General features: G+C 70.7%; 28 protein-coding genes. 13 read left to right on the top strand and 15 right to left on the bottom strand.

The features are described 5' to 3' along the window. The 4 genes from ABZ260_RS16865 to ABZ260_RS16850 all read left to right on the top strand — a co-directional run. A partial coding sequence (locus ABZ260_RS16865; protein WP_355617914.1) for an amino acid ABC transporter permease occupies positions 1-407 on the top strand: 407 nt, incomplete at its 5' end. After that, positions 404-1168 (top strand): amino acid ABC transporter ATP-binding protein, encoded by a 765-nt coding sequence (locus ABZ260_RS16860; protein ID WP_355617911.1) that lies wholly within the window; start codon positions 404-406, stop codon positions 1166-1168. The genes ABZ260_RS16865 and ABZ260_RS16860, both read left to right, overlap by 4 nt. Before the next feature lie 27 nt (positions 1169-1195). After that, positions 1196-2191, top strand: a complete 996-nt coding sequence (locus ABZ260_RS16855; RefSeq protein WP_355617908.1) for a transporter substrate-binding domain-containing protein — start codon at positions 1196-1198, stop codon at positions 2189-2191. Then, positions 2188-2745 (top strand): GNAT family N-acetyltransferase, encoded by a 558-nt coding sequence (locus ABZ260_RS16850; protein ID WP_355617905.1) that lies wholly within the window; start codon positions 2188-2190, stop codon positions 2743-2745. The genes ABZ260_RS16855 and ABZ260_RS16850 overlap by 4 nt, the downstream gene beginning before the upstream one ends. 65 nt (positions 2746-2810) lie before the next feature. Here the strand turns inward: ABZ260_RS16850 and ABZ260_RS16845 are convergent, their stop codons facing one another. Both ABZ260_RS16845 and ABZ260_RS16840 read right to left on the bottom strand, forming a co-directional pair. After that, positions 2811-4583 (bottom strand): ABC transporter ATP-binding protein, encoded by a 1773-nt coding sequence (locus ABZ260_RS16845; RefSeq protein ID WP_355617902.1) that lies wholly within the window; start codon positions 4581-4583, stop codon positions 2811-2813. After that, on the bottom strand, positions 4580-6391 hold the full coding sequence (locus ABZ260_RS16840) for an ABC transporter ATP-binding protein (protein WP_355617917.1): 1812 nt from the start codon (positions 6389-6391) through the stop codon (positions 4580-4582). The genes ABZ260_RS16845 and ABZ260_RS16840 overlap by 4 nt, the downstream gene beginning before the upstream one ends. Before the next feature lie 168 nt (positions 6392-6559). Here ABZ260_RS16840 and ABZ260_RS16835 point away from each other — a divergent pair, with 168 nt between their 5' ends. The 4 genes from ABZ260_RS16835 to ABZ260_RS16820 all read left to right on the top strand — a co-directional run bounded on the left by ABZ260_RS16835 (position 6560) and on the right by ABZ260_RS16820 (position 10191). Beyond that, complete coding sequence (locus tag ABZ260_RS16835; RefSeq protein ID WP_355617899.1) at positions 6560-7192, top strand: TIGR03085 family metal-binding protein; 633 nt, start codon at positions 6560-6562, stop codon at positions 7190-7192. 420 nt (positions 7193-7612) lie between these two features. After that, entirely contained in the window at positions 7613-7774 is a 162-nt protein-coding gene (locus ABZ260_RS16830) for a hypothetical protein (protein ID WP_169750203.1), read from the top strand. A gap of 320 nt (positions 7775-8094) precedes the next feature. Next, positions 8095-8691 (top strand): hypothetical protein, encoded by a 597-nt coding sequence (locus tag ABZ260_RS16825; RefSeq protein WP_355617896.1) that lies wholly within the window; start codon positions 8095-8097, stop codon positions 8689-8691. A gap of 93 nt (positions 8692-8784) precedes the next feature. Beyond that, positions 8785-10191: a glutamine synthetase family protein gene (locus ABZ260_RS16820; RefSeq protein WP_355617893.1), complete on the top strand. Its 1407-nt coding sequence runs from the start codon at positions 8785-8787 to the stop codon at positions 10189-10191. 40 nt (positions 10192-10231) lie between these two features. Here ABZ260_RS16820 and ABZ260_RS16815 read toward each other — a convergent pair whose 3' ends face one another. From ABZ260_RS16815 to ABZ260_RS16800, 4 genes are all read right to left on the bottom strand, one after another. Further along, positions 10232-11425, bottom strand: coding sequence for a hypothetical protein (locus ABZ260_RS16815; RefSeq protein ID WP_355617890.1), 1194 nt, complete (start codon positions 11423-11425; stop codon positions 10232-10234). After that, positions 11422-11955, bottom strand: coding sequence for a SigE family RNA polymerase sigma factor (locus ABZ260_RS16810; RefSeq protein ID WP_355617887.1), 534 nt, complete (start codon positions 11953-11955; stop codon positions 11422-11424). Before ABZ260_RS16810 ends, ABZ260_RS16815 begins: the two co-directional genes overlap by 4 nt. 549 nt (positions 11956-12504) lie before the next feature. Beyond that, complete coding sequence (locus tag ABZ260_RS16805; protein WP_355617884.1) at positions 12505-12711, bottom strand: hypothetical protein; 207 nt, start codon at positions 12709-12711, stop codon at positions 12505-12507. A 152-nt stretch (positions 12712-12863) separates the two neighbouring features. Continuing rightward, on the bottom strand, positions 12864-16094 hold the full coding sequence (locus tag ABZ260_RS16800; RefSeq protein WP_355617881.1) for a BTAD domain-containing putative transcriptional regulator: 3231 nt from the start codon (positions 16092-16094) through the stop codon (positions 12864-12866). A 101-nt stretch (positions 16095-16195) separates the two neighbouring features. Here ABZ260_RS16800 and ABZ260_RS16795 point away from each other — a divergent pair, with 101 nt between their 5' ends. The 3 genes from ABZ260_RS16795 to ABZ260_RS16785 all read left to right on the top strand — a co-directional run bounded on the left by ABZ260_RS16795 (position 16196) and on the right by ABZ260_RS16785 (position 18680). Continuing rightward, entirely contained in the window at positions 16196-16834 is a 639-nt protein-coding gene (locus ABZ260_RS16795; RefSeq protein ID WP_355617878.1) for a hemerythrin domain-containing protein, read from the top strand. 35 nt (positions 16835-16869) lie between these two features. Next, positions 16870-17289: a DUF4267 domain-containing protein gene (locus ABZ260_RS16790; RefSeq protein WP_355617875.1), complete on the top strand. Its 420-nt coding sequence runs from the start codon at positions 16870-16872 to the stop codon at positions 17287-17289. A 71-nt stretch (positions 17290-17360) separates the two neighbouring features. Next, positions 17361-18680: an FAD-binding oxidoreductase gene (locus tag ABZ260_RS16785; protein WP_355617872.1), complete on the top strand. Its 1320-nt coding sequence runs from the start codon at positions 17361-17363 to the stop codon at positions 18678-18680. Positions 18681-18794: 114 nt separating this feature from the next. Here the strand turns inward: ABZ260_RS16785 and ABZ260_RS16780 are convergent, their stop codons facing one another. From ABZ260_RS16780 to hisD, 9 genes are all read right to left on the bottom strand, one after another. Next, positions 18795-19052, bottom strand: coding sequence for a hypothetical protein (locus tag ABZ260_RS16780; RefSeq protein ID WP_355617869.1), 258 nt, complete (start codon positions 19050-19052; stop codon positions 18795-18797). Positions 19053-19379: 327 nt separating this feature from the next. Beyond that, positions 19380-20150, bottom strand: coding sequence for an imidazole glycerol phosphate synthase subunit HisF (gene hisF / locus ABZ260_RS16775; RefSeq protein ID WP_350922857.1), 771 nt, complete (start codon positions 20148-20150; stop codon positions 19380-19382). Between the two features lie 10 nt (positions 20151-20160). After that, positions 20161-20883, bottom strand: coding sequence for a bifunctional 1-(5-phosphoribosyl)-5-((5-phosphoribosylamino)methylideneamino)imidazole-4-carboxamide isomerase/phosphoribosylanthranilate isomerase PriA (gene priA / locus ABZ260_RS16770; RefSeq protein WP_355550879.1), 723 nt, complete (start codon positions 20881-20883; stop codon positions 20161-20163). 4 nt (positions 20884-20887) lie between these two features. Then, a complete protein-coding gene (locus ABZ260_RS16765; protein ID WP_355550881.1) occupies positions 20888-21229 on the bottom strand; it encodes a hypothetical protein in 342 nt (113 codons plus the stop codon). An 18-nt stretch (positions 21230-21247) separates the two neighbouring features. Beyond that, positions 21248-21883, bottom strand: coding sequence for an imidazole glycerol phosphate synthase subunit HisH (gene hisH, locus ABZ260_RS16760; protein WP_350922862.1), 636 nt, complete (start codon positions 21881-21883; stop codon positions 21248-21250). After that, positions 21877-22032: a hypothetical protein gene (locus ABZ260_RS16755; RefSeq protein WP_355617866.1), complete on the bottom strand. Its 156-nt coding sequence runs from the start codon at positions 22030-22032 to the stop codon at positions 21877-21879. The genes hisH and ABZ260_RS16755 overlap by 7 nt, the downstream gene beginning before the upstream one ends. A 28-nt stretch (positions 22033-22060) precedes the next feature. Continuing rightward, entirely contained in the window at positions 22061-22681 is a 621-nt protein-coding gene (hisB, locus tag ABZ260_RS16750; RefSeq protein WP_030919489.1) for an imidazoleglycerol-phosphate dehydratase HisB, read from the bottom strand. Continuing rightward, complete coding sequence (locus tag ABZ260_RS16745; RefSeq protein ID WP_355617863.1) at positions 22678-23748, bottom strand: histidinol-phosphate transaminase; 1071 nt, start codon at positions 23746-23748, stop codon at positions 22678-22680. Before ABZ260_RS16745 ends, hisB begins: the two co-directional genes overlap by 4 nt. Positions 23749-23786: 38 nt before the next feature. After that, a complete protein-coding gene (gene hisD, locus ABZ260_RS16740; protein ID WP_355617860.1) occupies positions 23787-25094 on the bottom strand; it encodes a histidinol dehydrogenase in 1308 nt (435 codons plus the stop codon). 99 nt (positions 25095-25193) lie between these two features. Here hisD and ybaK point away from each other — a divergent pair, with 99 nt between their 5' ends. After that, positions 25194-25694, top strand: coding sequence for a Cys-tRNA(Pro) deacylase (ybaK, locus tag ABZ260_RS16735; RefSeq protein ID WP_030919497.1), 501 nt, complete (start codon positions 25194-25196; stop codon positions 25692-25694). 223 nt (positions 25695-25917) lie between these two features. Continuing rightward, on the top strand, positions 25918-26596 hold a 679-nt coding region (locus ABZ260_RS16730; RefSeq protein WP_355617857.1), incomplete at its 3' end, for an amidase family protein.

The raw sequence follows: 26596 nt of genomic DNA, 5'->3' as shown, positions 1-26596 counted from the left end.
TCGGCCCGGTCACCGCCGCCGCGCTCGGCCTCGCCCTGCACCAGGCCGCCTACGCCGCGGAGATCGTCCGGGCGGGGCTGCTCTCGGTGGACCACGGCCAGCGGGAGGCCGCCGCCGCACTGGGCATCCCCAGGACCAGGCAGCTGTTCCGGATCGTCCTGCCGCAGGCCATGCGGTCGATCGTGCCGACCGCGGGTAACGAGATCATCGGCCTGGTAAAGGGCACCTCGGTCGTCTACATCATGGCTCTGCCCGAGCTCTTCTACCAGGTACAGGTCATCTACAACCGCAACGGCCGGGTCATCGCCCTGCTGCTGGTCGCGACCATCTGGTACCTCGTCATGACCTCGGTGATGTCCGTCGCGCAGCACTACATCGAGCGGTACTACGGCAGGGGCCGCGCATGAGCACCGCGATGGTCGAACTGCGGGGCGTGCACAAGAGTTTCGGGTCGCTTGAAGTGCTGCGCGGGGTGGACCTGCGGGTCGACCCCGGCGAGGTCACGGTGATCCTGGGCCCGTCGGGGTCGGGCAAGTCGACGCTACTGCGCACCGTCAACCACCTGGAGAAGGTGGACAGCGGGTCGATCAGCGTCGACGGCGAGCTGGTCGGCTACCGCGGGGTCGGCGACCGGCTGTACGAACTGCCCGAGCGCGAGATCCTCCGGCAGCGAACCAAGATCGGTTTCGTCTTCCAGAACTTCAACCTCTTCCCGCACCTGACCGTGCACCAGAACGTCACCGAGGCGCCCCTTTCGGCCCAGCGCAGGCCGAAGGCGGAGGTGAACGCGCTGGCGACCCGGCTGCTTGAGCGCGTCGGGCTCGCCGACAAGGCCCACTCCTACCCCGGCCGGCTCTCCGGCGGCCAGCAGCAGCGGGTGGCCATCGCCCGCGCCCTGGCCCTGGAGCCCAAGGTCATCCTCTTCGACGAGCCGACGTCCGCGCTGGATCCCGAACTCGTCGGTGAGGTGCTCGACACGGTGAAGGGCCTCGCCGGGAGCGGCACCACGATGATCGTCGTCACCCACGAGGTCGGCTTCGCCCGCGAGGTCGCCGACACGGTGGTCTTCATGGACGAGGGCCGGATCGTCGAGCAGGGCCCTCCCGCCGAGGTGCTGGACGCCCCCAGGCACGAGCGAACCCGTCTTTTTCTCAGCAAGGTCCTCTGACCCCGCCCAACCTGAACAAGGATCGACATGTCGTTCATATCAAGGCTCGCCCCCGCCGCCATCGCCCTGCCTCTCCTCCTCGCCGCCGCCTGCGGCACCGCCGAGCCCTCCGCCGGCACCACCGCCAATGCCGCGGTCCCATCCGCCGCCCCGTCCACGGCCGGCGGAGTCAGGATCAACACCTCGCCGGAGCAGAACCGGATCCGCGCCGACAAGGTGGACGCGATCGCCGCCAAGGTCCCCGAGGCGATCCGGTCCAAGGGCGAGCTCATCGTGGGCTTCAACGGCGAGGGCGCGCCGCCCCTGGTGTCCCTGGCCGACGACGACACCACCCTGATCGGGGTGGAGACCGATATCGCCCATCTGATCGCCGACGTGCTGGGCCTGAAGGTGAGGGAGGAGAACACCTCCTGGGAGAACCTGTTCCTGGCCGTCAAGTCCGGCAAGTACCACGCGGTGCTCAACAATGTCACGGTGACCGAGGAGCGCAAGGACATCTACGACTTCGCCACCTACCGGGTGGACCAGCTCGCCTGGCAGGTGGGCGCCTCCAGCCAGATCACCAAGATCGAGAAGCCCGCCGACATCGCCGGGCTGAACGTGTCGGTCGGATCGGGCACCAACCAGGAGAAGATCCTGCTGGAGTGGGACGCGCAGAACCAGAAGGCCGGGCTCAAGGCCGCGCAGATCCAGTACTACCAGAAGTACGGCGACGTCCTGCTCGCCCTGAAATCCGGCCGCATCCAGGCCTACCTGGGCCCGAACCCGCCCATCGCCTACCAGGTCGCCGTCGGCGGCGACAGCAGGATCGTCGGGACGCTCTCGGGCGGCGGGTCGGTCGAGGGCCTGATCGCGGTCATGACCCTGAAGGGCAACGGCCTGGTCCAGCCGGTCAACGAGGCGATCAACACGCTGATCGAGAACGGCAGGTATCTTGAGGTGCTCAAGCGCTGGGGCCTGGAGAACGAGGCGCTGCCCAAGTCGCTGATCAACCCGCCCGGCCTGCCGAGGCAGCCCAAGTGACGGTCGACTCCACCAGGCCCGCCCCCGGAGCCGAGAACATCCTCCGGACGACACCCCTCCCACGACGGACCGGCACAACCGTCGAGGCGCACCACGTGGCCGTCCGCGACCCGCGGGTCAGGCCGCTCCTTGAGGACCTGCACGCCGAGTACAACAGCCGGTACGGCCCCAACGAGGAGATCAACCGCTACCCCGACGAGCGGTTCACCCCTGAGCAGGGGGGTGCGTTCCTCATCCTCGCCGAGGACGGACAGACCGTCGCCGGGGGCGCGTTCTTCCGCCGCGACGAGGAGACCGCCGAGCTCAAGCGGATCTGGACCCACCCGGACCACCGGCGGCGCGGCCTGGGCGTCGCCGTCGTCCGGGAGCTGGAGCGGGAGGCCGCGCGGCAGGGCTACCGCAGGATCTACCTGACCACCGGTCCCCGCCAGCCCGAGGCCGCCGGGCTGTATCTCGCGACCGGATACACCCCGCTCTACGACCAGGACGCCGATCCCGAGACGATCGGCCCCCACCCCTTCGAGAAGACCATCCGGGAAGCGCGGACCGGCTGACCGTGCCACCGCCCGCCGGGGAGCGCCGGAGAGGACGTCCGCCGGACACCGACCGCCCCGACTTCCTAGGAACGGGCCGACGAGACCCAGGAGGCGTACAGGTCGGCGTAGACGCCCGGCTGCCGTACCAGCTCGGCGTGCGGGCCGCGCTGCACGATCCGGCCCCGGTCGAAGACGAACACCTCGTCGGCCGCCTCGGCGGTGGAGAGCCGGTGGGCGATGGAGACGGCGGTGCGGCCCCGGGTGACCCCCTCCAGGGCGCGGGCCAGCCGTACCTCCGTCGCCGGGTCCACCGCGGAGGTGGCCTCGTCCAGCAGCAGCAGGTCGGGATCCGCCAGGTAGGCGCGGGCGAGCGCGACGAGCTGGCGCTCGCCGGCCGACAGCGACTCGCCGCGCTGGCCCACCCTGGTCGACAGGTCGGCGGGCAGCCCCTCCAGCCAGTCGGCGAGCCCCAGCTCGGTCATGGCCAGCCGGATCTCCTCCTCGGTCGCCGAGGGGCGGCCGAAGGCGATGTTCTCGGCCAGGGTGCCGTCGAACAGGAACCCGTCCTGCGGGACCATGACGATGCGCCGGCGCAGCGAGGAGAACCTGACGGTCCGCAGGTCGTGGCCGTCCACCGTGATCCGTCCCGAGACGGGGTCCATCAGACGGGTGAGCAGCTTGGCGAAGGTGGTCTTGCCGGAACCGGTCTCCCCCACCACGGCGATCCGCGAGCGGGGCGGGATGTCCGCCGAGACCTCGTGCAGCACCGGCACCCCGCCGGGATAGGCGAACCCGACGTTCTCGAAGGAGACCGAGATGGGGCCGCGCGGCAGCTCGACGCCCTCCGGGCCGGGGTCGGCGACGTCGGGCGGGGTGTCGAGCACGCCGAGGATGCGCCGCCATCCGGCGACGGCGTTCTGCGCCTCGTTGAGCACCTCGGTGGCGATCTGCATCGGCGAGACGAAGAGCGTGATGAGGAACAGGAAGGCGACCAGGCTCCCCACGCTGATCTCGCCGGCCAGGCCGAGCCGCACCCCGACCAGCACCACGGCGGCCAGGGCCACCGAGGCGACGATCTCGGTCAGCGGGAACACCGTCGCGACGATCCGCTGGGTGCGGGCCTGCGCCGCCTTGTTGGCGTCGATCGCGACGTCGAGCCTTTCCGCCGTACGGGCCTCGGAGCCGTGGGCCCTGATCACCGCGGCGCCCACCACCGACTCGCTGACCGCCGAGAGCATGTCGCCGGTGCGCTCGCGGACCCGGGTGTAGGCGCCGGAGAGCCACCGCTGGAAGCGCGGCAGCACGACCATGAGCGGCAGGAAGCAGGCCCACACCACCAGGGTGAGCTGCCAGGAGTAGACGAACATCAGCACGGTGGCGACCAGGAGCTGCCCCGGGGTGATGATGATCATCAGCCCGCCCCACTGCATGAACGTGCTGATCTGGTCGACATCGCCGGTGACCCGGGAGACGAGGGCGCCGCGCCGCTCGGAGTTCTGGGTGAGCACCGACAGGTCGTGCACGTGCCGGAAGCCGCGCACCCTGAGCGCGGCCAGGGAGGACTCGGTGGCCCGGTAGAGGCGGACGTTCATCAGGTATCCACACAGCGCGGTGAGCGCCACGGCGGCGGCGCACAGCAGCACCGCGGTGCGCACGTAGGCCAGGTCGGGGCTCGCTCCGCCGAGCCCGGTGTCGATGGTCTGCTGGACCGCGATCGGTACGATGATCTTGCCGACCGTGGCGACCACGGCCAGCACGAGCGTTCCGGCCAGCCCCTTGCGGAACTCCGGCGTGAGTGACAGCCCGTGCCTGACGGTGGCCACCCCGGAACGCTCGACCCCCTGAAGCGAGCTCAAGCGCTGACCTCTTCCTCTTGCTCGGCGTCGAGCGCCTCGCGCTCGGCTTCCTGACGTTCGTAGGCGGTGACCAGATTGCGGTAGCCCGCGCAGCGGGCGAGCAGCTCCGCGTGGCCGCCCCGGTCCACGACCCGGCCGTGCTCCAGGTAGACGACCTCGTCGGCCAGGGCGATGGTGGCCATCCGGTAGGCGATGACGACCACCGTGGAGGCCTGGGCAGCGTCCCTCAGCCCGTACAGGATCCTGGCCTCGACCTGCGGGTCGACGCTGGAGGTGGCGTCGTCCAGGACGAGCAGCCGGGGGCGGCGCACCAGCGCACGGGCCAGCGCGATCCGCTGGCGCTGGCCACCGGAGAGGCTGGTGCCGCGCTCGCCGACCTTGGTGTCCAGCCCCGAGGGAAGGGCGCTGACGAACCCCTCGGCCTGGGCCAGGCGCAGCGCCGCCCAGACGTCCTCGTCGCCGACCGGCAGGCCGAGGGTGACGTTGCCCCGTACGGTGTCGTCGAACAGGAACGTCTGCTGCGGCACCAACGCCACCACGTCGCTGACCCCGCCCCTGGTGACCTCGCGCAGGTCCGTGCCGTCCAGCAGGACGGTGCCCCGCGCCGGATCGACCAGGCGGACGAAGGTCTGGGCGAGCGTGGACTTGCCGGACCCGGTGGGGCCGACCAGGGCGACGGTGCGGCCGGGGGCGACCTCCAGGCTCACGTCGTGCAGGACGGGGAAGTCACCGTCACCGTCACTGTCACCGTCACCGCCGCCGTAGGCGTAACCGAGGTCGCGGACCTCCAACCTGGCGGGGTCGGCGCCGGTCAGCTCGACGGCGCCGTGCTCCATGGAGCCGGTCGCGTCGAGCACCGCCCTGATCCGCCCGTAGCCGACGACGGCCCGGGGCAGCTCGGCGAGCACCCAGCCCAGCGCGCGGATCGGGAAGGCCAGCAGGGTGAACAGGTAGGCGACCTGGACGAGCACGCCGGAGCCGATCGCGCCGCTCTCCAGCCGCATCGCGCCGATCAGCAGCACGGCGAGCACGCCCAGGGTGGGCAGCGCCTCAAGCACCGGGTCGAACAGGCCGCGGACCCGGCCGACGGCGATGTTGGCGTCGCGCAGCTCATGGGCCTTGGCCAGGAACCTGGCGGTCTCCTCGTCCTCGCGGCCGAGGGTCTTGACGACCAGGGCGCCGTCGAAGCTCTCGTGGGCGATCTCGCTGACCTCGGCGCGCAGCTGCTGGGCGCGGGTGGCCAGCGGGTTGAGCCTTCGCTGGTAGACCAGGTTGAGCACGGCGATCGCGGGAAAGACCAGGAAACCGACGAGGGCGAGGATCGGGTCGGTGATCACCATTGCGACGGCCGCGGTGACCAGCATCACCACGACGCCGACCGCCATCGGCAGCGGCGCGAGCGGCGCCCAGGCGGCCTCGACGTCGGAGCCGGCGTTCGACAGCAGCTGCCCGGTCGGGTGCCTGTGGTGCCAGGCCAGCGGGAGCCTCAGATACTGCCGGGTGACGTCCCGGCGGGAGCGGGCCTGCATCCGGTACTGCATGACCCCGGCGAAATACCGCCGTCCCGCCACGCCCAGCGCCTTGAGCAGGGAGACCCCGAGGATGAGGAGCGCGCCGAAGGCCAGCGCGCCGGTCGTGATCCGCCCGTCCTCGAAGGCGGGCAGCACGACGTGGTCGGTCGCCCAGCCGAGCGCCCACGCCGCGGCGACGGTCATCAGGCCGTACAGGGCGCTGGACAGCACCGCGGCAGCGAAGATCGGCTTTTCAGCCCGGATCGCCACCCCGAGGACACCGAGCCCCTGTCGCATGACTGCGGTGGTCACCTTGCTCGCCACGCGGGAGGTGTCCTTTCGACGGGAAACATTGCTACCTAAGTCCCTATCACCCTGGATCATGCGGTTATTCCCGAACCACCTCCGACAAGATCGCACCCACACCTCTGGTTGCTCACACAACGACCTTGTTAGGATCATCAAATGAATCACGCCCGTGCCGAACGCGCCGCGCTCAGCGACCTGTTCGCCCAGCTCGGCCCGGATGCCCCTACGCTCTGCGAGGGCTGGACCACCTTCGACCTCGCCGCCCACCTCGTCCTGCGCGAGCGCCGCGCCGACGCGCTCGGAGGCATCCTCCTCAAGCCGCTGGCCGGATACACCGACAGGGTGCAGGAGTCGTTGAAGACCAGAAAGGGCTACCCGGGCCTCGTCGAGCTCGTGCGCTCGGGGCCGTCCGGGCCCTACCGCCTTCCCGGCCTCGACCAGACCGTCAACACGGTGGAGTTCTTCATCCACCACGAGGACGTGCGGCGCGCACAGCGGGTCTGGGAGCCGCGCGAGCTGCCCGCCGACCTTGAGGAGAGGTTCTGGAAGCAGATCCGCGCCGGCATCCGGGTGTTCCTCCGCCGCTCCCCCGTCCGGGTGGTCCTGCACCGCATCGGCGGAGGCGTCGCCATCGGCGGTTCCAAGGACGCCACGCAGCAGGTCGAGGTGACGGGCCGGGCCGGGGAACTGCTGCTGTTCTGCTTCGGCCGCCAGGCCCACGCCAAGGTCGACCTGAGCGGCGACGACGAGGCGGTGGCCAGGCTGATGGACGCCCCCCTGGGCGTCTGAGGGCCGTGCGCCCGGCCGGCTCGCTCACGGCCCGCGCGAGATCGTGACCGAGCCGGGACACGCACACGCCAGGCGTCGCGCGATCGGCCCACGGTCTCGCCCGGGGCCCGGGGCGACCGGATGCCACCGGACACCAAGCCCCCTTGGTTTTTTCGGCAGGGGTCACCGCACACCGGTATTCGCGATCCCGCCGCCCGCCCCTAGCCCTACCGGTATACCTGGCTGTGAGGATTGGACAGGAGCACCCCGGCCACCGCACGATGGCTGGTGTGACCTATGCCAAACTCGCGACCAGACCATGGTTTGCCCCTGTGGGATGGGTATGATCATCAAAATCCGGGAGCCACCCGGGCCGCAGATGCCAAAGATCGATAAAATTCGGGTATATACGGCTGGGATTGGAACTGCCAGGAGGCCCCCATGCAGGTCAAGAAGGTCCTCACCTACCTCGGGGTAGCGTTCGTGGTCTTCTATCTGTTCACCAAGCCCGCCGAGGCGGCGGGCGCGGTCAACGGAGTCTTCGACGGGATCGTGAGGGGAGCAGACCAGTTGGCTCTGTTCGTGACACGAGTACTTAGCTGACCGACCGGCGGGAACCCCCCGCCCCGAACCATGTCATCCGCGCTCCTGACCGATCCACGGGGGAGCGCCACACTCCCCCGGCACCAGACCGCCGCACCGCTTGCTTCGCCGATCCCGAGAGCGCATCACAAGGATCGCCGTAGGCCGCCGCCGCCCCCCTGCCCGTGAGCCCCCCGACGAAACCCCACCCGCCGCCCAGAGCCGCGCGGCGAACGCCCTGACCCGATCATGGATGACCACGGGAAACATCACGGCACTCCCTTGATGATCTTTCCGGCACCTTGAGGGGGAGGTCCGTTTCTCGTACGGGGGGATCGTTCATGCGGGGCACGCGGGGTTTCTCCCTGGTCGGGTCGCTCATCGCCGGAGCCGTCACGTTCGGCCTACCGGCGACCTCACAGGTCGCCTTCGCGACCCCTGCATCCGTCCAGACACCGTCCCCCGCCCCGTCACCGGCCTCCACCCCGGCGTCCGGCTTCAAGGGCCCGGCAACGGTAGGGACGGCGGCCGGCGACGGAACCGAACGGCCCGTCGGGCGGGGCGCCGTTCCCCCGCCGCCCTCCGCCCACCCGTTCCTCGGCCACTTCGGCGCCTCCGTCGACCGGCCGCTGAAGGGCAGGATCACCCTGGCCAACCCGACCGGCGCGACGCTCGGTTTCAGGGTGGCCGACCCCACCCTGCTGCCCACCGGGATCACGCTCGACGCCGACGGCCTGCTCGGCGGCGCCTCCCGGGTGCCCGGCATCTGGACGGTCCCGGTCGAGGCGTGCACTCCCTCCGGTGCCTGCGCCACCGGCGCGGTGACGATCACCATCACCTGCCGCTGCGCCCGCCCGCTCCCCTCAGCCCCGGCCTCCTTCCCTCCGGCCGCCCCCGCGACGCCGAACACCCTGCGGCAGCAGGGTTCCACCGCATGACAACAGGTCAAAGACCGTTGGAACCCCCCGAACCGATCCGGGGGAAACACCAAGGTGCTTCCACTCTCCCCGGAGACGTGTTACGCAGAAAGCGTGGGAGATCATCACGACGCCGGCGGAGCCGACACGCTCGACTCCGCGACACGACGCGTCATCGAACGTGTCACCGAACGCGTCAACACCGACGGCATCAAACTGATCCGCTTCCTGTACGCCGACCACGGCGGCGTGATCAGGGGTAAGGCCACCTCCCACTCCCTGCTGGCCGAACGGCTCCGTACCGGCATCGGGCACACCGTCGCGATGATGGCGATGAACATGCTCGACGAACTCCAGGACGTCAAGGGGCTCGGCCCGGTCGGCGAGGTCCGTCTCGTCCCCGACCCGGCCACCTTCGTCCAGTTGCCCTACGCCCCCGGCTCGGCCGCCATGCTGTCGGACCTGCGCCAGGTCGACGGCTCCCCCTGGCCCGCCTGCCCGCGCACCTTCCTGCGCGAGGCCGTGGCCGCCCTGGCCGACGAGGGCCGTGTCCTCGTCGCCGCCTTCGAACCCGAGTTCACCCTCGGCCGCCGCGAACCCGACCCCGAGGGCGGCCTGGACCGCCTGGTCCCCGCCGACGACAGCCTCTGCTACTCGACGACCGGCTTCAACCAGGCCCACGACTACGCGACGACTTTGGTCCACGCCCTGGAGAGCCAGGGCCTGCGGGTCGAGCACTACCACCCGGAACTGGGCCACGGCCAGCAGGAGCTGTCGATCCGCCACGCCTCCGCCCTGCACGCCGCCGACAACCACCTGATCTACCGCGAGACCGTCAGGGGCGTCGCCACCCGCATGTCGATGTGGGCCTCCCTCGCCCCCAAACCCCTTGCCGACCAGGCGGGCAACGGCACCCACCTGCACCTGTCCCTCTGGGACCCCGCCCTGCGCACCAACGTCTTCGCCGACCCCTCCGACCGGTATGGCCTGTCGGTCACGGCCTACCACTTCATCGGCGGCCTGATCGCCCACCTGCCCGCGCTCACCGCGCTGACCTGCGGCTCGGTGAACAGCTTCCGGCGTCTCACCCCGAGGGCATGGTCGAGCGCGTACGCCTGCTACGGAATGGACAACCGCGAGGCCGCGGTGCGCATCTGCTCCCCCACCGGCCGGGACGCCGCGGCGTCCACCAACCTGGAGCTGAAGCCCTCCGACTCCTCGGCCAACCCCTATCTGTCGCTCGGCGCCGTCATCCACGCCGGCCTGGACGGCATCCGCCGCCGGCTCGCCCCCGGTGCCCCCGTCGGTGTCGACCCCGCCACCCTCCCCGCCGGCCAGGTCCCCCGCCTTCCGGCCTCCCTGGACGAGGCCCTGGACGCTCTGGAGGCCGACGAACTCCTCATGCACGCCCTCGGCCCGCTGCGCGCCTCCGCCTACCTCGCCGTCAAACGCTCCGAGGCCCGCTCCTTCGCGGCCCACAACACCGCCTACGAGCTGTTCCACCACTTCCGCGTCTTCTGACCGCCTTCCCGAACCGAAACACCGCCCGGTCCGGATGCCGTCAGAGCGTCCCCTCGTGACCCGGCAGGACCAGGCCGAAGAAGTCCTGCGCCGTGTAGCCGCCGATTCGCCGCGCCTTGCCGGTTTCGACGTTCAGCGCGTAGGCGGTGACGGTCACATAGGGCGGATCGGTCGTCGTGGCCGGGGCGTCATCCGCCGCGGGAAGCAGTTTGCCCATGCACACCGGGTTGGGAATGGCGATGACGGTGATCTCCCTGGGGTTCAGCCAGGCGCGCAGGGAGACGTTGTGGGTCTTCGTGGGCAGGCCGCTCACCGTGACCTTCCGGCGCACCTTGCCGGTCCTCGCGTCCAGGTGTGCGAGGGCGCCCGTCAGGCACGGCTTGAAGTTACTGGTCATACGGTTCTCCAGCCCGACGACCGTTTCGCCGTCGGGAGCCAGCGCGCCGAACTTGTAGGCCCGCGGGAGGGTGACCGCGGCCTGGTTTCCGGCCGTGGACGTCGTCCACAGGTGGGACATCATCTGCAGGCGGGACTTGGGCGAATACTCCGCCAGCATCACGGTGTCGCCGTCCTTGGAGATGCCGATGGGATTCCCCCCGTTCGGCAGCGGCCGGGTCATCCGCTCGCGCATGTCGATCAGCATGGCCGGGTCCTTCAGGGGAGGACGCTTGGTGAACGCCAGGAAGCGGCCGTCGTCGGACATCAGGAGGTGGGAGATGGAGCCGAGCCACGCTGTGGGGATCTTGACGGGAGCCGCCAGTTCGTCGCCGCTGTCCAGCTCACGGACCTTGAAGGTGCTCTCCTTGACGGCGTAGTAGGCGATCCTGCGCCCGTCCTGGCTGATCGCCAGCGGGCTGCTGAAGCCGGTCAGCGCGTCGGGAACGTGGTAGGTCCTCCCCGCGCGGGTGACCACCCGCCAGGCGCCGTCCCTGCAGTCCGGCGGGGCCGCGCCTTCGGACGGGTTGCAGAAGGTCTTGTACGCGTGGCTCAGCGGGCCCACTCCCCGGTCCGGCAGATCGGCGACTCCGCCGGTCCCGGAGGAGTCCTGCCGTTCCGTGGGCAGCAGCCGCACCCCGGCCGTCGCGCCGAGCACGATGACGGTGACCGTGACGGCCGCGACGAGTGCGGTGACGGTCCGGCGCCTGCGTTCGTGGATTCTGATCGTCCGCTCGGCCAGATCCACCCTTGGGGAGTCTTCGGCGATGTCGTCGAGCACCTGCCGCAGCCAGGTCATCGGTGTGCCTCCTGAGTATCGGCCTGATCTTCCAGTTCGGAGAATTTGGGGGCCAGTTCCGGCGCCAGGGCTCGTAAGCGGTTCAGTGCCTGATGGGCCTGGCTCTTGACCGTGCCGACCGAACAGCCCATCAGCTCGGCGGTCTCACGTTCGGTGCGGTCCTCGTAGAAACGCAGGACGATCACCGCGCGCTGTTTCGGGGGCAGCCGCAGGAGCGCCTGGCGCACGACGATCCGAATGACCGTGGAGTCCTCGCTCGCATAGGCCACCTCGGGGGGGTCGGCCCGCGGAAGTTCGCTCCCGCTCCGGCGCCGCAGCCATGAGATGTGCTGGTTCACCAGCGCTTTCCGCGCGTACGCCTCCGGCCTGTCAAGGCTCAGCACCTTCGACCAGCGCCTGATGATCTTGATCAGGACACTCTGCAGCAGGTCCTCGGCAAGATGCGCGTCTCCGGTGAGCAGGTACGCCGTGCGCATCAACGACTGCTGGTGAGCGTCCACGAATTCACGGAAGCTGTCATTGCGATCCAATATTTCTCCTCCCGACTGGTACAAACGCCGACGAGGGGCAAGAAGGTTGGGTGGCAGACCCGAATTAAACGACCTGCGCGAACGTGCGACCCAGGAGCCGGGAAACGCCAACGAACCACTACAGGGCCTTGGCCGCGCTCTCGATCGGCCTCGCTGTAGTCCCGGGGAAATTTCCAACGGATTTGCCTGACCTGCGGCGATACACAGGGCCTGGACGGCAGTCGCGAGGCGTCTACGGTGGGATCATGGGCGATGACGAGCCGAGGTTCGGCTACGGCCAAGGACGGCGGCCGCGCGGCCGAGGCCGGCCAGGTGCTGGTGGCGGCTCTGGGCCTGGAGCTCGGGCGCGGTGCGTCCGGCTTGCGCGAGATGCTGGAGCGCCGAATGACGCAGCTGATGCAAGGTCCACCCCTGGCGGTGTGGGTCGAGCTCGGCCGAGGCGGTCTTGAACAGGTATTCGGCGCGTGGGTAGGACAGGCGGCCCCGCCCGGTGACGGGACAGACGTCGCCGGACAGGTGCCGGTTCCAGGTGGCGGCGGCCGCGGTCGTTCAGCGCTCCATCACCGCGGCGTACTGCTCGGGCGTCAGCGTGGCGACCGGATACTGAGGCCCGGTCACGGCGGTCAGGCGGGCGAAGGTCTCGGCGTAGCCGGTGCGGGTGGTGGCCGCCTGCACCGACTCCAGGAAGCGCTCGACCGCAGCCGTTATCGGCGAGGCGGCCGGGGTCGGCGGGCCGGGGAAGGACACGACGGACACGGACGTCCTCCGGGCAGGCGATGTGACACATGATGTAGCCGAGTCGCCGTCGTGGCGGCAGACGCCGAGCTGGGCGGACACAGCCCGATGGCAGCCGGCGTTACAGATAATGCAAGTTCTGTGTCACAGATGTGCGGCGCCGCGGGCAGAGACTAGGTGGTCGTTCGCAACCGGGCCTCGGCGGCCCAGTGGGGTGCGTTCCAGTGGTCGGCGATGGTGGCGGCCTGGGTGAGGTGGGCGGCGGCCTCGTCGGTGCGGCCGAGGAAGACGGCCAGTTCACCGAGGGTGTGGGCGACCGGGCGCAGCGCCAACGACAGGCTCGCGGCGCCCGCCGGGGGGCCGTTGCGATGCGGAAGCAGCGTCGCGTAGATCTCCTCGGCGGCGTCGCGGTCGTTCAAGGCGACGATGGCCATCGCGCGCAACGTTGTGAGGAAGGTGAAGAAGAAGTCGGGGCGGATCGGGCTGGGTGACGCGCGGACCTCGCGGGCTTCGGCGTCCAGGCCGTTGGCGTGGAGGGCGAGCGCGAGCAGGTCGGAGACCATGGGGCCAAGCACGGCGTGGAGGGCGCGAACGTCGTCCAGGTGCGCACCGAGCGTGCCCTCGTTCAGCCAGATCGTGGCCAGGGCGAGTTGCAGAAAGCCCGTGTGCACCGATCCGATGCGCCGCATGCCCTCGTCGGCCTTGATGTAGAGGAGCTCGGCGTCGGCGAATCGGCCTTCGATGAGCGCCAGGCTCGCCAGCGTGATCTCGGCGACGGCGATCGCCTCGCGCATTCGGTAGGTACGCGCGAGTTCCAGGGCCTCGGTGATCACCTGGTGCATGGTCACCGGGTCATTGGCGGCGGCGACGACGCCGGCATGATTGAGCAGCCCAGTGACGCGGTAGACCGGCAGGTCGTGCTCGGTGCCGATCTCCACGAGCTCCCGGCAGAGCTCGGCGTCGCCGTGGACTTCGGCCAGGATCCCGAGTGCCGCGGCCCGCAACCGGGGTCCGGTGGCGAGGTCGAGTGCCTCCTGCGCTGCCTTTACAACCGTCGGGTCGTCCTCGCCGACCAGTTCGTGCGCGTACGCCATCAGGAGCCGGGACCGCACCGAAGGGGCCAGGTCGCGCTTCAGCAGGCGGCTCAGGCGGTCGACGATGGGCCGGTCCACCGTGCCGTACGTACGGGCCTGCCAGGGGGTCGGCTCTGTCCACGCGGTGAATGCGGCGATCATCAGGTCGTCGCGGCCCAGGGACTCCGCGTACTCCACGGCTTCACGTCGTGTTTCGCGGGCGGCTGCGACGGCTCCCGCCCGGATCTGCGCGCGCAGCAGCCTGCCGAGCAATTCGACGCGTTCGTCCGGTCCGGTCGAGTTGGTGACGGCATCGGTGAGAAGGGCGGCCGCCACGTCGTGAGCGTAGCGGGCCTCGGCAAGCTCGGCGGCCTGGACGCAGTAGCCGACGGCCTTCGGTGAGCCGGCGCGCGCGTAGTGGTGGGCCAGCGCCGCGATGTCGTCGGTGCCTTCAAGAGCGGCGGCGATCCGGGCGTGCATCCGGGTAGCACGCAATCTGCTGACGTCGGCGATGAGCGTGTCCCTGACGAGGGCGTGGACGAAGCGGATGAGGCCTGGGCCGGGCTCGTCGAGGAGCCCGGCGATGACGCCCGCGTCCAGCGCGTCCATCACCCCGTCCTCGTCGGTGTCGGCGGCCTTTACCAGGACGTCCACTGAGCTTTCCCGGCCTGCGACCGCGGCCAGCCGGAGGACGGACACGCCTGCCTCTGGCAGACGTGCGAGCCGTCGGCGCAGGACGTCCCGTACGCCTTCGGGGACCTCGGAGAGGGCGACCAGCGCGCCTTCGCCGTTCAGCAGCCGGGCGCTTTCGCGCACGTAGAACGGGTTGCCGCCGGTGCGCTCGGCGATCCCGGCGATGGTCTCCTCGTCGGCCTCGCATTCGGCCCGTACGAGCTCCGCGACGGCCTCGTCATTCAGCCCCGGCAGCGCCAGACGGAGGGGCGTGGCGCGCGCGAGGGAGGCCAGCGTTTCTGTGAGGTGCCCGCTCTCGTCCGCGCGGTACGCGGCGACGACCAGGATCGGGGCCCGCATGCCGAGGCCGCCGCCGAGCAGTTCCAGCGTGGCGGCGTCCGCCCAGTGCAGGTCGTCCAGCACGACGGCGACCGGGCGTTCCGTGGCGACCGCCGCGAGCCACTTCCACACGGCTTGGCGCAGCCGGAACCGTCCGGCGGTGGCGTCGTCGTCCGCCGCTCCGGTGTCGGTGAGCAGCGGCGCGAGGTCTCCCGCGAACTCGCCCGGGGACGTGGTCGCGGCGGCGGCTCTCAGCGCCTCGGTCCAGGCCCACGCGGGCGGCGCGCTGTCGACCTCGGGGCAGCGGCCGACGGCGACCAGCCACCCGTCACGTTCGAGCCGCCTGCCGAGGTGTTCCAGCAGCGTCGACTTGCCGAGCCCGGCCTCGCCGGTGACAAGGGCGATGCGGGCGCCGTCGGTGGCGGCCTCGGTGGCGGCCGTGACCAGTGCCGACAGCTGTGCCTCGCGTCCGACGAACGGCGCCTCGACGATCGGAGCCGCCCCCGGGAGAGGGGCCACCTGCGGCAGCGGGGCGGTCAGCGGGGGCGGGGGCACGGTCGCGCGTAGGACGTCTGTGCGCTGGGTGAGGATCGCCTCCTCCAACGCCGTCAGGTCCGGGCCGGGGTCGAGCCCGAGCTCCTCGGCGAGGATGCCGCGGGCGCGGCGAAGCGTCGCCAGCGCGTCGGCTTGGCGGCCGCTGCTCCACAGTGCCAGGGCGTGCAGCCGCCAGCCTTCCTCGCGGAGGGGCTCGTCGCGGGTGAGCCGCTCGGCCTCGGGAACCACCGCGGCGGGGTCGCCGCTGCGCAGACCCGCCGCGACGTGCAGCTCGGTGGCGACCAAGCGTAGCTCGTTCAGCCGGGCCGTCTCGGCGGCGGCCCACGGCTCGTCGGCGACCTCGGCGAACGCCGGTCCCTGCCACAACCCCAGCGCCTCGGCGAGCCGAGCCTGCGCGGCGCGTATGTCGGTGTCCGTACGCGCTTGGCCCAGCAGGCCCTCGAACCGCCACGCGTCCACCGCCTCCGATGGCAGCCGCAGCGCATAACCCGGCGCCGCGCTCACCAGCAGCCGGGCCGGCGTGCGCGGCGGACGTCCAGGCTCCAGCAACCGACGCAGGTTGGACACATACGCCTGCAGGGACATCAGCGCCCGCGCGGGCGGCTCCCCGCGCCACAGATCCTCGATCATCCGGTCGACCGGCACGACCTGCCCACGCGCCGCCACCAGCAACGCCAGCACGCCCCGCTGCCGCGGCCCGCCGAGGTGAACGGCCGCACCGTCCACCTCCGCTGCGAACGCGCCCAGCACCCGGATGAAGACCATGATCTGCACATCGTATGTGGACGTTCCAAATTGGCTCCAAGCCCCCTCCAAATACCCGGGAGCAGCCTGAACACGTCGCAACCGATGAAAGGCGGGAACAGATGAGCGTCAACACCCAGGACATGGAGATCGTCCACCGCGTGCTCCGCCGTGAGTCACGGCTGCTGGTGGAGCTCGTCGCGGCCGTCGCCCCGGGTGACACCGCTCGCGCCAAGGTGATCGCCGACCACTTCCGCGTCTACCGCATGGGCCTGCACAACCATCACGAGGGCGAGGACGACCTGCTGTGGCCGCCGCTGCTTTCCCGGGTGGACCTAGAGGCCGACATCGTCCTGCGCATGCAGGCTCAGCACGAACGCATCGCGGCCACCCTGAGCAGGCTGGACGCCACGGTCCCCGCCTGGGAGGCCACCGCGGGCGCCGACGTACGCGACACCCTCGTGGCCGCCCTCTCCGAGCACCACGCGGTCCTGCTGGAACACCTCGACGACGAGGAGGCCACCCTCCTCCCGCTCGCGGCCAAGCACATCACACAACAGGAGTGGGCCTCCCTGGGCGACCACCTGGTGAACAACACTCCCAAGCTCACCCTGCTCACGCTCTTCGGCGCCGTCCTGGAAGACGCGAAGCCGGCCGAGCGCGCCATCGTCCTCAGCGGCCTGCCCGCCCCGGTCCGCGTCATCTGGCACGTCATCGGCAGCCCCCGCTACGCCCGCCACATCCGCCGTGTCCGCGGCTGAACCCTGCCCAGTCTGAACATCAAAGGAGAACAACCATGTCGCAGAAGAAGCTCAACACCGTCCTGGCCACCGCCGTCGTCCTGTTCACCCTCTACCTCGGGTTGTCCTTCGTCCTGCCCCTCGAGACGTCCTTCCCGGGCCTGCCGAACTGGCCCTCTGGCGACAGCGGCTTCCCTATCGTGAAGAGCAGCCGCGAAATCGCGATGGGCCTGGCCATGGGCGCCCTGCTGGTGACGGGCCACCGCCGTGCCCTGGGCTGGGTCCTGCTGATGGTGGCCGTCGCCCCGTTCGGCGACATGGTCAACGTCCTGGCCCACCACGGCTCCATGGCCGCCGCGTTCGGCATCCACGGCCTGACCTCGGCACTGATCGCGGCCACCGGCCTGCTGATCCTCCGCGAGACCAGCAAGGCCCGCAAGGCCACCGCCCCAGCACCCACCGCGCAGCCCGCCTGACGTCTGCACGCCCCGAAGGGGTGCACGGTATTCCTTCGCATTTTCTGAGAACTCGAGAAAGGGAGACGACAATGACGATCAACGATCTGCGCGGTGTCCTCAAGGGGCGCGTGCTCCTGCCCGACGACGACGGCTTTGAACAGGCGGCCACCGCGTGGAATCTGACCGTCAGGCAGCCGGTGGCGGCCGTGGCGGAGGCCGCGGATGCCGATGACGTGGTGGCGCTCGTGCGTTACGCGCGGCGGGCGGGTATGACGGTGACCGCGCAACCGAGCGGGCATGGCGCCTCGGGTGATGTGGAAGGCCTGATCCTGTTGCGTACCGGCCTGCTGAACGAGGTGGAGGTACGCGCGCAGGAGCGCGTGGTCCGGGTGGGCGCGGGCGTGAAGTGGGGGCAGGTGCTGGTGGCGGCCGGTCCGCTGGGTCTGACCGGCCTGTCCGGCAGCGCGCCGGGGGTCAGCGTGGCCGGCTACACCCTGGGCGGTGGGGTCGGCTGGTTCAGCCGCAAGTACGGCTTCGCCTCCGACAGCGTGCGGGCTATCGACATCGTGGACGCCGATGGCCGGCCGGGCCGGGTGACCGCCGAGTCCGATCCCGAGCTGTTCTGGGCGCTGCGCGGCGGTGGCGGGGACTTCGCGGTGGTGACCGCCCTCGAACTCGAGCTGTATCCCGCGCCAGTCCTGTACGGCGGGCGGGTGATCTGGCCGGAGCACCGGACCAGGGAGGTGTACGACGCGTTTCTGGAGATCACCGCCGCGGCGCCGCGTGAGCTCAGTGTCTGGATCAACCGGCTCCAGCCACCCGGCGCGTCGCCGATGGTGACGCTGGATCTGGCCTACCTGGGTGAGGCGGCTCAGGGGGAGGACCTGCTGGCGCGCATCGACAAGATCGAGGGCGCGATCTCCGACAGCCGCGGCGTCGTCCCGGTTGCCGGCCTGGGGGGCATCGCCGCTGAGCCCGCCGATCCGGCCCCATCCATCGCTCGTGCGGAGTTGCTCACCGGCCTGGACGCGGAGGCGGTGGAGCTCCTGCTGGCCAAGCCGGTCGAACCGCTCATCAACGTGCAGATCAGGCACCTGGGCGGGGCGCTCGCCGAGCCGGGCGGCGGGGCCGGTGCGAGCGGCGCGGTGGCTGAGCCGTACCTGCTCGGCCTGGTGGGTCTCGGCCTGCCGCACGCGGCCGATACGACGCGCGCCAAGCAGGCCGAGGTCGTGGCCGACCTGAAGGCCTACATCAGCGGCCGCAAGCCGTACACCGTGCTGTCCCCCGGTGAAACGGCGGCGATGTCCTTCTCCGGCAGCGCGCTCGCGCGGCTGCGGGAGATCAAGCGGGCCCGTGACCCGCACAACGTGTTCCGCGCCAACTACCCGGTGCACGGGATCGGAAGGTGAACCCCAGGAATGTGAACTCGGTGTTGTCGTGCTCCCGACACCGGTTCGCATCATGGACGCCTTTTCCCTCGTCGCTCACCACGACAGTCTTCAGCTAACGCAGCAGAGGGTGGTTTAGTGCCTCCCCGCGCAGGGCGACACTGAAGGGCCGAGAATCCGCCATCTCTTACGCAGCACCGCATCAAGAAGCTCTCTCCTACACTTCAAGCCCCTCTCTGCGTTCGTGACGCACAATCCGCCGGACCAGACCACCTCCCCCACCGGCAGCCGCCACAGCCGCGCGGCCCGCTCCCGCACCAGGTCGATCAGCGCGGTGGCCGCGCGGTGCAGGGCCGGGCCGCCCACCTGTGCCGAGCGGCTGAAGAAGCCCAACCCTGAGCTCCTTCCCGCAGCAGCGCTTCAGCTACGGCGCCCGCCCCTCAACCCACCCCAGACGAAGGCTTCAGCATCAGGACGTACCCTGAGCGGCCGGAAACAAAGCGACTACGGCCCGCACCTCGTACGAACAGCACCAGGTGCGCGAAGGTGGGCCGGTGTTCCGGGCGGCGTATAAGAAAGCGCAACCCCAGGCGCCCGAGCAGGCCGGAGGCCTGAAGAACCAGACCCCCGCCACGACGGCCGCCCGGAACACCGGCCCACCGCAGCGCGAACCACGCCGACCGGCAAGACGAAACAGCCCCGGCCACTCGACGAACGACGTCAGCGAACGGGATACCCCGCCCCCCGCAAAGCGTCCTTCACATCACCGATCTTGAGCTGCCCGAAGTGGAACACCGACGCCGCCAGCACGGCGTCCGCCCCAGCCTCCACCGCCGGAGGGAAATCGGCGACAGAACCCGCACCACCACTGGCGATCACCGGAACCGACACCACGGCCCGTACCGCCCGGATCATCTCCAGGTCGTAGCCGTCCCGGGTCCCGTCACCGTCCATCGAGTTGAGCAGGATCTCCCCCGCCCCCAGTTCGGCACCCCGCCGAGCCCACTCCACCGCGTCGATCCCGGTCCCCCGGCGACCACCGTGCGTGGTCACCTCGAAACCGGACGGCGTCGGCGGTCCGTCGACGACCCGGCGGGCGTCCACCGAGAGCACGATGCACTGCGCCCCGTACCGCTGCGCGGCCTCGGTCAGAAGCTCTGGCCTGGCGATCGCCGCGGTGTTCAGCCCCACCTTGTCCGCGCCCGCCCGCAGCAGCCTGTCGACATCCTCGACCGAGCGCACTCCCCCGCCCACGGTCAGCGGGATGAACACCTGCTCGGCCGTCCGGCTGACCACGTCGTACATCGTCGACCGGTCGGAGCTGGAGGCCGTGATGTCGAGGAACGTCAGCTCGTCGGCCCCCTCCGCGTCATAGCGGCGGGCCAGCTCGACCGGGTCTCCGGCATCGCGCAGGTTCTCGAAGTTGACGCCCTTGACCACCCGCCCGGCGTCCACGTCCAGGCAGGGAATCACTCGTACCGCGACACTCATCGACGACTCCTCACGAACGGACGGCGGCGAGGGCGTCTTCGAGGGTGAAGGCCTGCGCGTACAGCGCCTTACCCACGATGGCCCCCTCGACGCCGATCGGGACCAGCGAGGCCAGCGCGCGCAGGTCCTCCAGGGACGAGACCCCACCGCTGGCGACCACCGGCTTGTCGGTACGGGAGCAGACCTCGCGGAGCAGGTCCAGGTTGGGGCCGCGCAGCGTGCCGTCCTTCGTGACGTCGGTGACGACGTAGCGGGAGCAGCCGTCCTTCTCCAGCCGGGCCAGCACCTCCCACAGGTCGCCGCCCTCCTGGGTCCAGCCCCGGGCGGCCAGGGTGGTCCCCCGGACGTCGAGGCCGATCGCGACCCGGTCACCGTACTCAGAGATGATCTTGGAGCACCAGACGGGGTTCTCCAGCGCCGCGGTACCGATGTTCACCCGGCGGCAGCCGGTGGCCAGCGCGAGCTCCAGGGAGACGTCGTCACGAATGCCCCCGGACAGCTCCACCTTCACATCCAGCGCGCCGACCACCGTGGCGAGCAACTCGCGGTTGCTGCCCCGGCCGAAGGCCGCGTCGAGGTCGACCAGGTGAATCCACTCGGCACCGGCCTCCTGCCAGGCGAGCGCCGCGGACAGGGGGTCGCCGTACGACGTCTCGGTGCCGGCCGCGCCCTGGACCAGGCGGACCGCCTGACCGTCGGCGACGTCCACGGCGGGGAGCAGCTCAAGCGACATCTGTTCAAGACCTCCGGTCGAAGACAAGGGTGAGAAAAAGCGGAACGAACAGCAAGGAAAGCACGAGCACGCCGAACCGCGCCGCCCACGAGGACCACAGCAGCCAGACGATCACCTGCACGATCAGGAACAGCACCGCCGCGACGCCGTTCTGCGCCCGGCGGCGGCGGGCCATGATGCCCCCCTGGGAGACGATCCGGACGGGCCTGCCCGGCAGCAACGCGGTCACCTTGCCGATGCGCTCGCGCCGCCGCGCCAGCCGCGCCTCCCGCGCTGCGCGCAGCGCGGCCAAGCGCGCCTGCTCGGCCTCCCGCTCGGCCCTGCGCCTGGCCCGTTCCTTACTCATCAAAGGCCCATCAAGAACTCACCCGACGGTCCCGAGCCAGTTGGTGAGCAACTGGGCTCCGGCGTCGCCCGACTTCTCCGGATGGAACTGGGTGGCCATCAGCGGGCCGTTCTCCACCGCCGCGACGAACGGCACCCCGTGCTCGGCCCAGGTGAGCAGCGGGTCGGCGAACCCGGGCCCCGCCTGGAGCTTCCAGGTCCGCACGCCGTACGAGTGCACGAAGTAGAAGCGGGTATCCGCGTCGAGCCCGGCGAACAGCACGGTCTCGGCGGGCGCCTTGACCGTGTTCCAGCCCATGTGCGGCAGGACCGGCGCCTCCAGGGACTCCACCGTGCCCGGCCACTCCCCGCAGCCCTCGGTAGTGACGCCGTGCTCGACGCCCGCCTCGAAGAGGATCTGCATACCGACGCAGATGCCCAGCACCGGCCGCCCGGCCGACAGGCGCCGCGCGATGATCCGCTCACCCCGCACCGCGCGCAGCCCGGCCATGCACGCGGCGAACGCCCCCACCCCGGGGACGACGAGCCCGTCGGCCTCCATCGCCGCCTCGTAGTCGGCGGTCACCGTGACCTCCGCGCCGACCCGGGCCAGCGCGCGCTCCGCCGAACGGAGGTTGCCCGAGCCGTAGTCAAGAACGGTCACCTTCTTCACCACCAGAGCACCGCCGCCGTGGTCGCCAGGGCCGCGAGGGCGGTGAGCAGCACCGCGCCCTTCTTCAGACCCTGTTTGAGGAATGAGACGATCCCGCCCACGAAGAAGAGCGCGACGAACGCCATCGCGATGGCCGACCAGTTGTCGCTCACCGTCTCCGCCCCCTCCGGCCGGGAGAAATCACAGCACGCCCTTCGTGCTCGGCACCCCGGTGGCGCGCGGATCACGCTCGGATGCCGCCCGCAGCGCCCTGGCCAGGGCCTTGAACTGCGCCTCCACGATGTGGTGGGCGTTGCGGCCGTAGGGGACGCGCACGTGCAGGCAGATGGCGGCCTGGGCGACGAACGACTCCAGGATGTGCCTGGTCATCGTCGTGTCGTACTCCGGACCGATCATCGGAGCCATGCCCTCGGGCTCGCTGTGCACCAGGTAGGGCCGCCCCGACAGGTCGACCGTGACCTCCGCCAGCGACTCGTCCAGCGGGCAGGAGGCGTTGCCGAACCTCCGCAGGCCCGACTTGTCGCCCAGAGCCTCACGGAACGCGGCGCCCAGCGCGAGCGAGGTGTCCTCGATCGTGTGATGGGCGTCGATGTGCAGGTCGCCCTCGGTCTTCACGACCAGGTCGAACAGCCCGTGCTTGCCGAGCTGGTTCAGCATGTGGTCGAAGAACCCGACACCGGTGGACACCTCGACGTTCCCGGTGCCGTCGAGGTCGACCTCGACCAGCACCGAGGTCTCCTTGGTGACGCGCTCGACGCGACCGCGACGCGGTGCGGCCTCGCCGCCGGCAGTGATGCTCACAGGATCTCCTCCAGGGCGGCGCGGAACGCCGCCATCTCCTCTGTCGTTCCGATGGACACTCTCAGCCACCCGGGCGGTCCCACCTCGCGGATCAGCACCCCGCGGTCCAGCAGGCCCTGCCACACCGCGCGCCGGTCCGGAAACAGCCCGAACAACACGAAGTTGGCGTCCGAGTCGGCGACCTTCAGCCCCCGGGCGCGCAACCAGTCCACGATGGCGTCGCGCTCGGCCCGCAACTCGTCGACGGCGCCGAGCAGCTCGGCGCGGTGGGCGAGCGCGACGCGCGCCGCCGTCTGGGTGAGCGTGGACAGGTGGTACGGCAGGCGGACCAGCAGCAACGCCTCGACCACCGCCGGGTGGGCGGCCAGGTAACCGAGCCGGGTGCCGGCCATGGCGAACGCCTTGGACATCGTCCGCGTGACGATCAGCCGGGGATTGTCCGGCAGCAGGGTCAGCGCCGACGGGGTGCCGGTCCGGGCGAACTCGAAGTAGGCCTCGTCCACCACCACCATGCCCGGCGCCGCCTCGACGATCCGGGCGATCACCTCCGGGTCCAAAGCGGTGCCGGTCGGGTTGTTGGGCGAGGTCAGGAAGACGACGTCGGGCCGGTGCTCCTCGATCGCGGCGACCGCCTTGCCCGGGTCGATCCCGAAGTCGTCCTCACGGGCCCCGGAGATCCACTCGGTCGAGGCCCCGGTGGTGATGATCGGGTGCATCGAGTAGGACGGCTCGAAACCCATCGCGGCGCGGCCGTGGCCGCCGAAGGCCTGCAGGATCTGCTGGAGCACCTCGTTGGAGCCGTTGGCGGCCCAGACCTGCTCCACGGCGAGGCCGTGACCGAGGTACCCGGCCAGTTCCCGGCGCAGGTCGAGCGCGTCGCGGTCGGGATAGCGGTTGAGGTCGGCGGTGACGCCCCGTACGGCCTCCGCCAGCTCGGCGACCAGCGAGTCCGAGGGCCCGTAGGGGTTCTCGTTGGTGTTGAGCCTGACCGGGACGTCGATCTGGGGGGCACCGTACGGCGTGCGTCCCCGGAGATCGTCTCGGATCGGCAGGTCTTCGAGCTTCACGACGGGATCTCCACCTCGAACCGGAAAGGGAAGGGCACTCACGAGGGCACCTCCCAGGCGAACCGCGCCCTGATCGCCGCACCGTGCGCCGGCAGGTCCTCGGTGTCGGCCAGCACGCACACGTGGGCGGCGGCACCGGCCAGGGCCTCGCGGCTGTAGTCGACGACGTGCACGCCGCGCAGGAACGTCTGCACCGACAGCCCCGACGAGTGGCAGGCGCAGCCGCCGGTGGGCAGCACGTGGTTGGAACCGGCCATGTAGTCGCCCAGCGAGACCGGCGCGTACGCCCCGACGAAGATCGCCCCGGCGTTGCGGACCCGGGCGGCCAGCGCGGACGCCTCCGCGGCGTGGATCTCCAGGTGCTCGGCGGCGTAGGCGTCGACGACGCGCAGCCCCGCCTCCATGTCGTCGACCAGCAGGATGCCGGACTGGCGCCCGGAGAGCGCCTCGGTGATCCGCTCGGTGTGCTTGGTGGCGGCGACCTGCCGGGGCAGTTCCCGCTCGACGGCCTCGGCCAGCTTCTCCGAGTCGGTGACGAGCACGGCGGCGGCGATCGTGTCGTGCTCGGCCTGGCTGATCAGGTCGGCGGCGACGTGCACCGGGTTGGCCGTGGAGTCGGCGAGGATCGCGATCTCGGTCGGACCCGCCTCGGAGTCGATGCCGATACGGCCCTTGAGCAGGCGCTTGGCCGCGGCGACCCAGATGTTGCCAGGGCCGGTGACCATGGTGACCGGCGGGCACTCCTCGGTGCCGTAGGCGAACATCGCCACCGCCTGGGCGCCGCCGACCGCGTAGACCTCGTCCACGCCGAGCAGCGCGCACGCCGCCAGGATGGCCGGGTGCGGCAGGCCGTCGAATTCGCGCTGCGCGGGCGAGGAGACCGCCAGGGAGGCCACCCCCGCCTCCTGGGCGGGGACGACGTTCATGACCACGCTGGAGGGGTAGACCGCCCGGCCGCCGGGGACGTACAGCCCCACCCGGTCGACGGGCACCCAGCGCTCGGTGACGGTGCCGCCCGGCACGACCTGGGTGGTGACGTCGGTGCGCCGCTGGTCACGGTGGACGAGGCGGGCGCGGCGGATCGACTCCTCCAGGGCCGCCCTGACCTTCGGGTCGAGCCTCTCCAGCGCCTCGGAGATCGCCTCGGCCGACACCCGGGTGGACTCCAGCTCGACGCCGTCGAACCTGGCGGTCAGCTCCCGCACCGCGGCGACCCCACGATGATGCACGTCGTCGCAGATGGGCCGCACCTTCTCCAGGGCGGCCTCGACGTCGAGGTCGGCGCGGGGCAGCACATCGCGAAGGTCCTCGGGAAGAGGTCCTCGCAGATCGGTACGCGAAATCACCCGTTCAGTCTACGGAGGTCCGCCACCCGGTATCGTCGCGTCCATTATCCGGACAGCGCCTTTACTATGTAGATTTTAACCAGCCGCTACGCTTTCCCCGTGAGCAAGAGCAAGAGCAAGGGCGGCCAGGGAACCCCCGCGACCGTGGCCCTGACCCAGGCGGGAGCCGACTTCACCCTGCACCCCTACGAGCACGACGCGAACGCGCAGGCCTACGGCGAGGAGGCGGCCGACGCCCTCGGCGTGCCGTACGGGCAGATCTTCAAGACCCTGGTGGCCGAGGTGGAGGGCGGGCTGGCCGTCGCGGTGGTGCCGGTGGCGGGCAAACTCGATCTCAAGGCGTTCGCGGCGGCGCTGCGGAGCAAGCGGGCCGCGATGGCCGACGCGGCCAAGGTGGAGCGGGTGACCGGCTACGTGGTCGGCGGCATCAGCCCGCTGGGACAGCGCAAGCGCCTGCCGACCGTGGTCGACGCCTCCGCGCTGGACTTTCCGACGATCTACTTCTCCGCCGGCCGGCGCGGGCTGCAGATCGAGACCTCCCCCTCGGAGCTGGTACGCCTCACCGGGGCCGTCACCGCGCCCATCGGCAAGAGCGGCTAGCGGAGGGATTCCGGCCCAGGGAGAGCCGGCGAAACCCCGGCCCGCCGCACAAGGTAGGCCGGAGGTCCCCGGGCCGTCCTGTCGAAGGAGAGCCGGCGAAACCCCGGCCCGCCGCACAAGGTAGGCCGGAGGTCCCCGGGCCGTCCTGTCGAAGGTTGCCGAGGCGGCACACGACGGCGTTCGGCCAGACTCGTCTGCGACGGCCGTACCGATCGGGGGACAGATGCACTACCTGACCGCTACCGAGATGCTCGAACTGCTGCGCACCAGGCAGGTCAGCGCGGTCGAGCTGCTCGAGGCGCACCTGCGGCGGATCGAGGAGGTCAACCCGGAGGTCAACGCGATCGTCACGCTGACCGCCGAGCGCGCCAGGCGGGAGGCGGAGGAGGCCGACCGGGACCTGGCCCGCGGCCACTGGCGAGGACCGCTGCACGGGCTGCCGGTCGCGCACAAGGACCTGGCCGACACCGCGGGGATCCGCACCACGTACGGCTCGCCGCTCTTCGCCGACCACGTCCCCGACACCGACGCGCCGATCGTGCGGCGGATGCGCGAGGCCGGGGCGATCACGGTCGGCAAGACCAACACCCCGGAGTTCGGCACCGGCTCGCACACCGTGAACGAGATCTTCGGCGCCACCCGCAACCCCTACGACCTGACCAGGTCGGCCGGGGGCAGCAGCGGCGGGGCCGCCGCCGCGCTGGCCACCGGCATGGTGGCGCTGGCCGACGGCTCCGACATGGGCGGCTCGCTGCGCAACCCCGCCTCCTTCTGCAACGTGGCGGGGCTGCGGCCCACCCCCGGGCGGGTCCACGTGGCGATGAAGTCGTATCCGCCGGAGTTCAAGGCGGACGCCGTCGCGTTGTATCTGTCTGACCCGGCGCGGACGTACGCGTCGGTGG

It is taken from the genome of Streptosporangium sp. NPDC006013 (genome assembly GCF_040614275.1).
Taxonomy (GTDB): domain Bacteria; phylum Actinomycetota; class Actinomycetes; order Streptosporangiales; family Streptosporangiaceae; genus Streptosporangium.
This window is presented reverse-complemented; position numbering and strand designations above follow the sequence as displayed.

Coding starts and splice junctions, on each gene's coding strand:
- ABZ260_RS16790 (WP_355617875.1), top strand. CDS start 16,870: ATGTCGCAGAAGAAGCTCAACACCGTCCTGGCCACCGCCGTCGTCCTG.
- hisF (WP_350922857.1), bottom strand. CDS start 20,150: ATGAGTGTCGCGGTACGAGTGATTCCCTGCCTGGACGTGGACGCCGGG.
- ABZ260_RS16860 (WP_355617911.1), top strand. CDS start 404: ATGAGCACCGCGATGGTCGAACTGCGGGGCGTGCACAAGAGTTTCGGG.
- ABZ260_RS16765 (WP_355550881.1), bottom strand. CDS start 21,229: ATGAGTAAGGAACGGGCCAGGCGCAGGGCCGAGCGGGAGGCCGAGCAG.
- ABZ260_RS16835 (WP_355617899.1), top strand. CDS start 6,560: ATGAATCACGCCCGTGCCGAACGCGCCGCGCTCAGCGACCTGTTCGCC.
- ABZ260_RS16785 (WP_355617872.1), top strand. CDS start 17,361: ATGACGATCAACGATCTGCGCGGTGTCCTCAAGGGGCGCGTGCTCCTG.
- ABZ260_RS16855 (WP_355617908.1), top strand. CDS start 1,196: ATGTCGTTCATATCAAGGCTCGCCCCCGCCGCCATCGCCCTGCCTCTC.
- ABZ260_RS16840 (WP_355617917.1), bottom strand. CDS start 6,391: ATGCGACAGGGGCTCGGTGTCCTCGGGGTGGCGATCCGGGCTGAAAAG.
- priA (WP_355550879.1), bottom strand. CDS start 20,883: ATGTCGCTTGAGCTGCTCCCCGCCGTGGACGTCGCCGACGGTCAGGCG.
- ABZ260_RS16825 (WP_355617896.1), top strand. CDS start 8,095: ATGCGGGGCACGCGGGGTTTCTCCCTGGTCGGGTCGCTCATCGCCGGA.
- ABZ260_RS16800 (WP_355617881.1), bottom strand. CDS start 16,094: ATGGTCTTCATCCGGGTGCTGGGCGCGTTCGCAGCGGAGGTGGACGGT.
- ABZ260_RS16830 (WP_169750203.1), top strand. CDS start 7,613: ATGCAGGTCAAGAAGGTCCTCACCTACCTCGGGGTAGCGTTCGTGGTC.
- ABZ260_RS16795 (WP_355617878.1), top strand. CDS start 16,196: ATGAGCGTCAACACCCAGGACATGGAGATCGTCCACCGCGTGCTCCGC.
- ABZ260_RS16815 (WP_355617890.1), bottom strand. CDS start 11,425: ATGACCTGGCTGCGGCAGGTGCTCGACGACATCGCCGAAGACTCCCCA.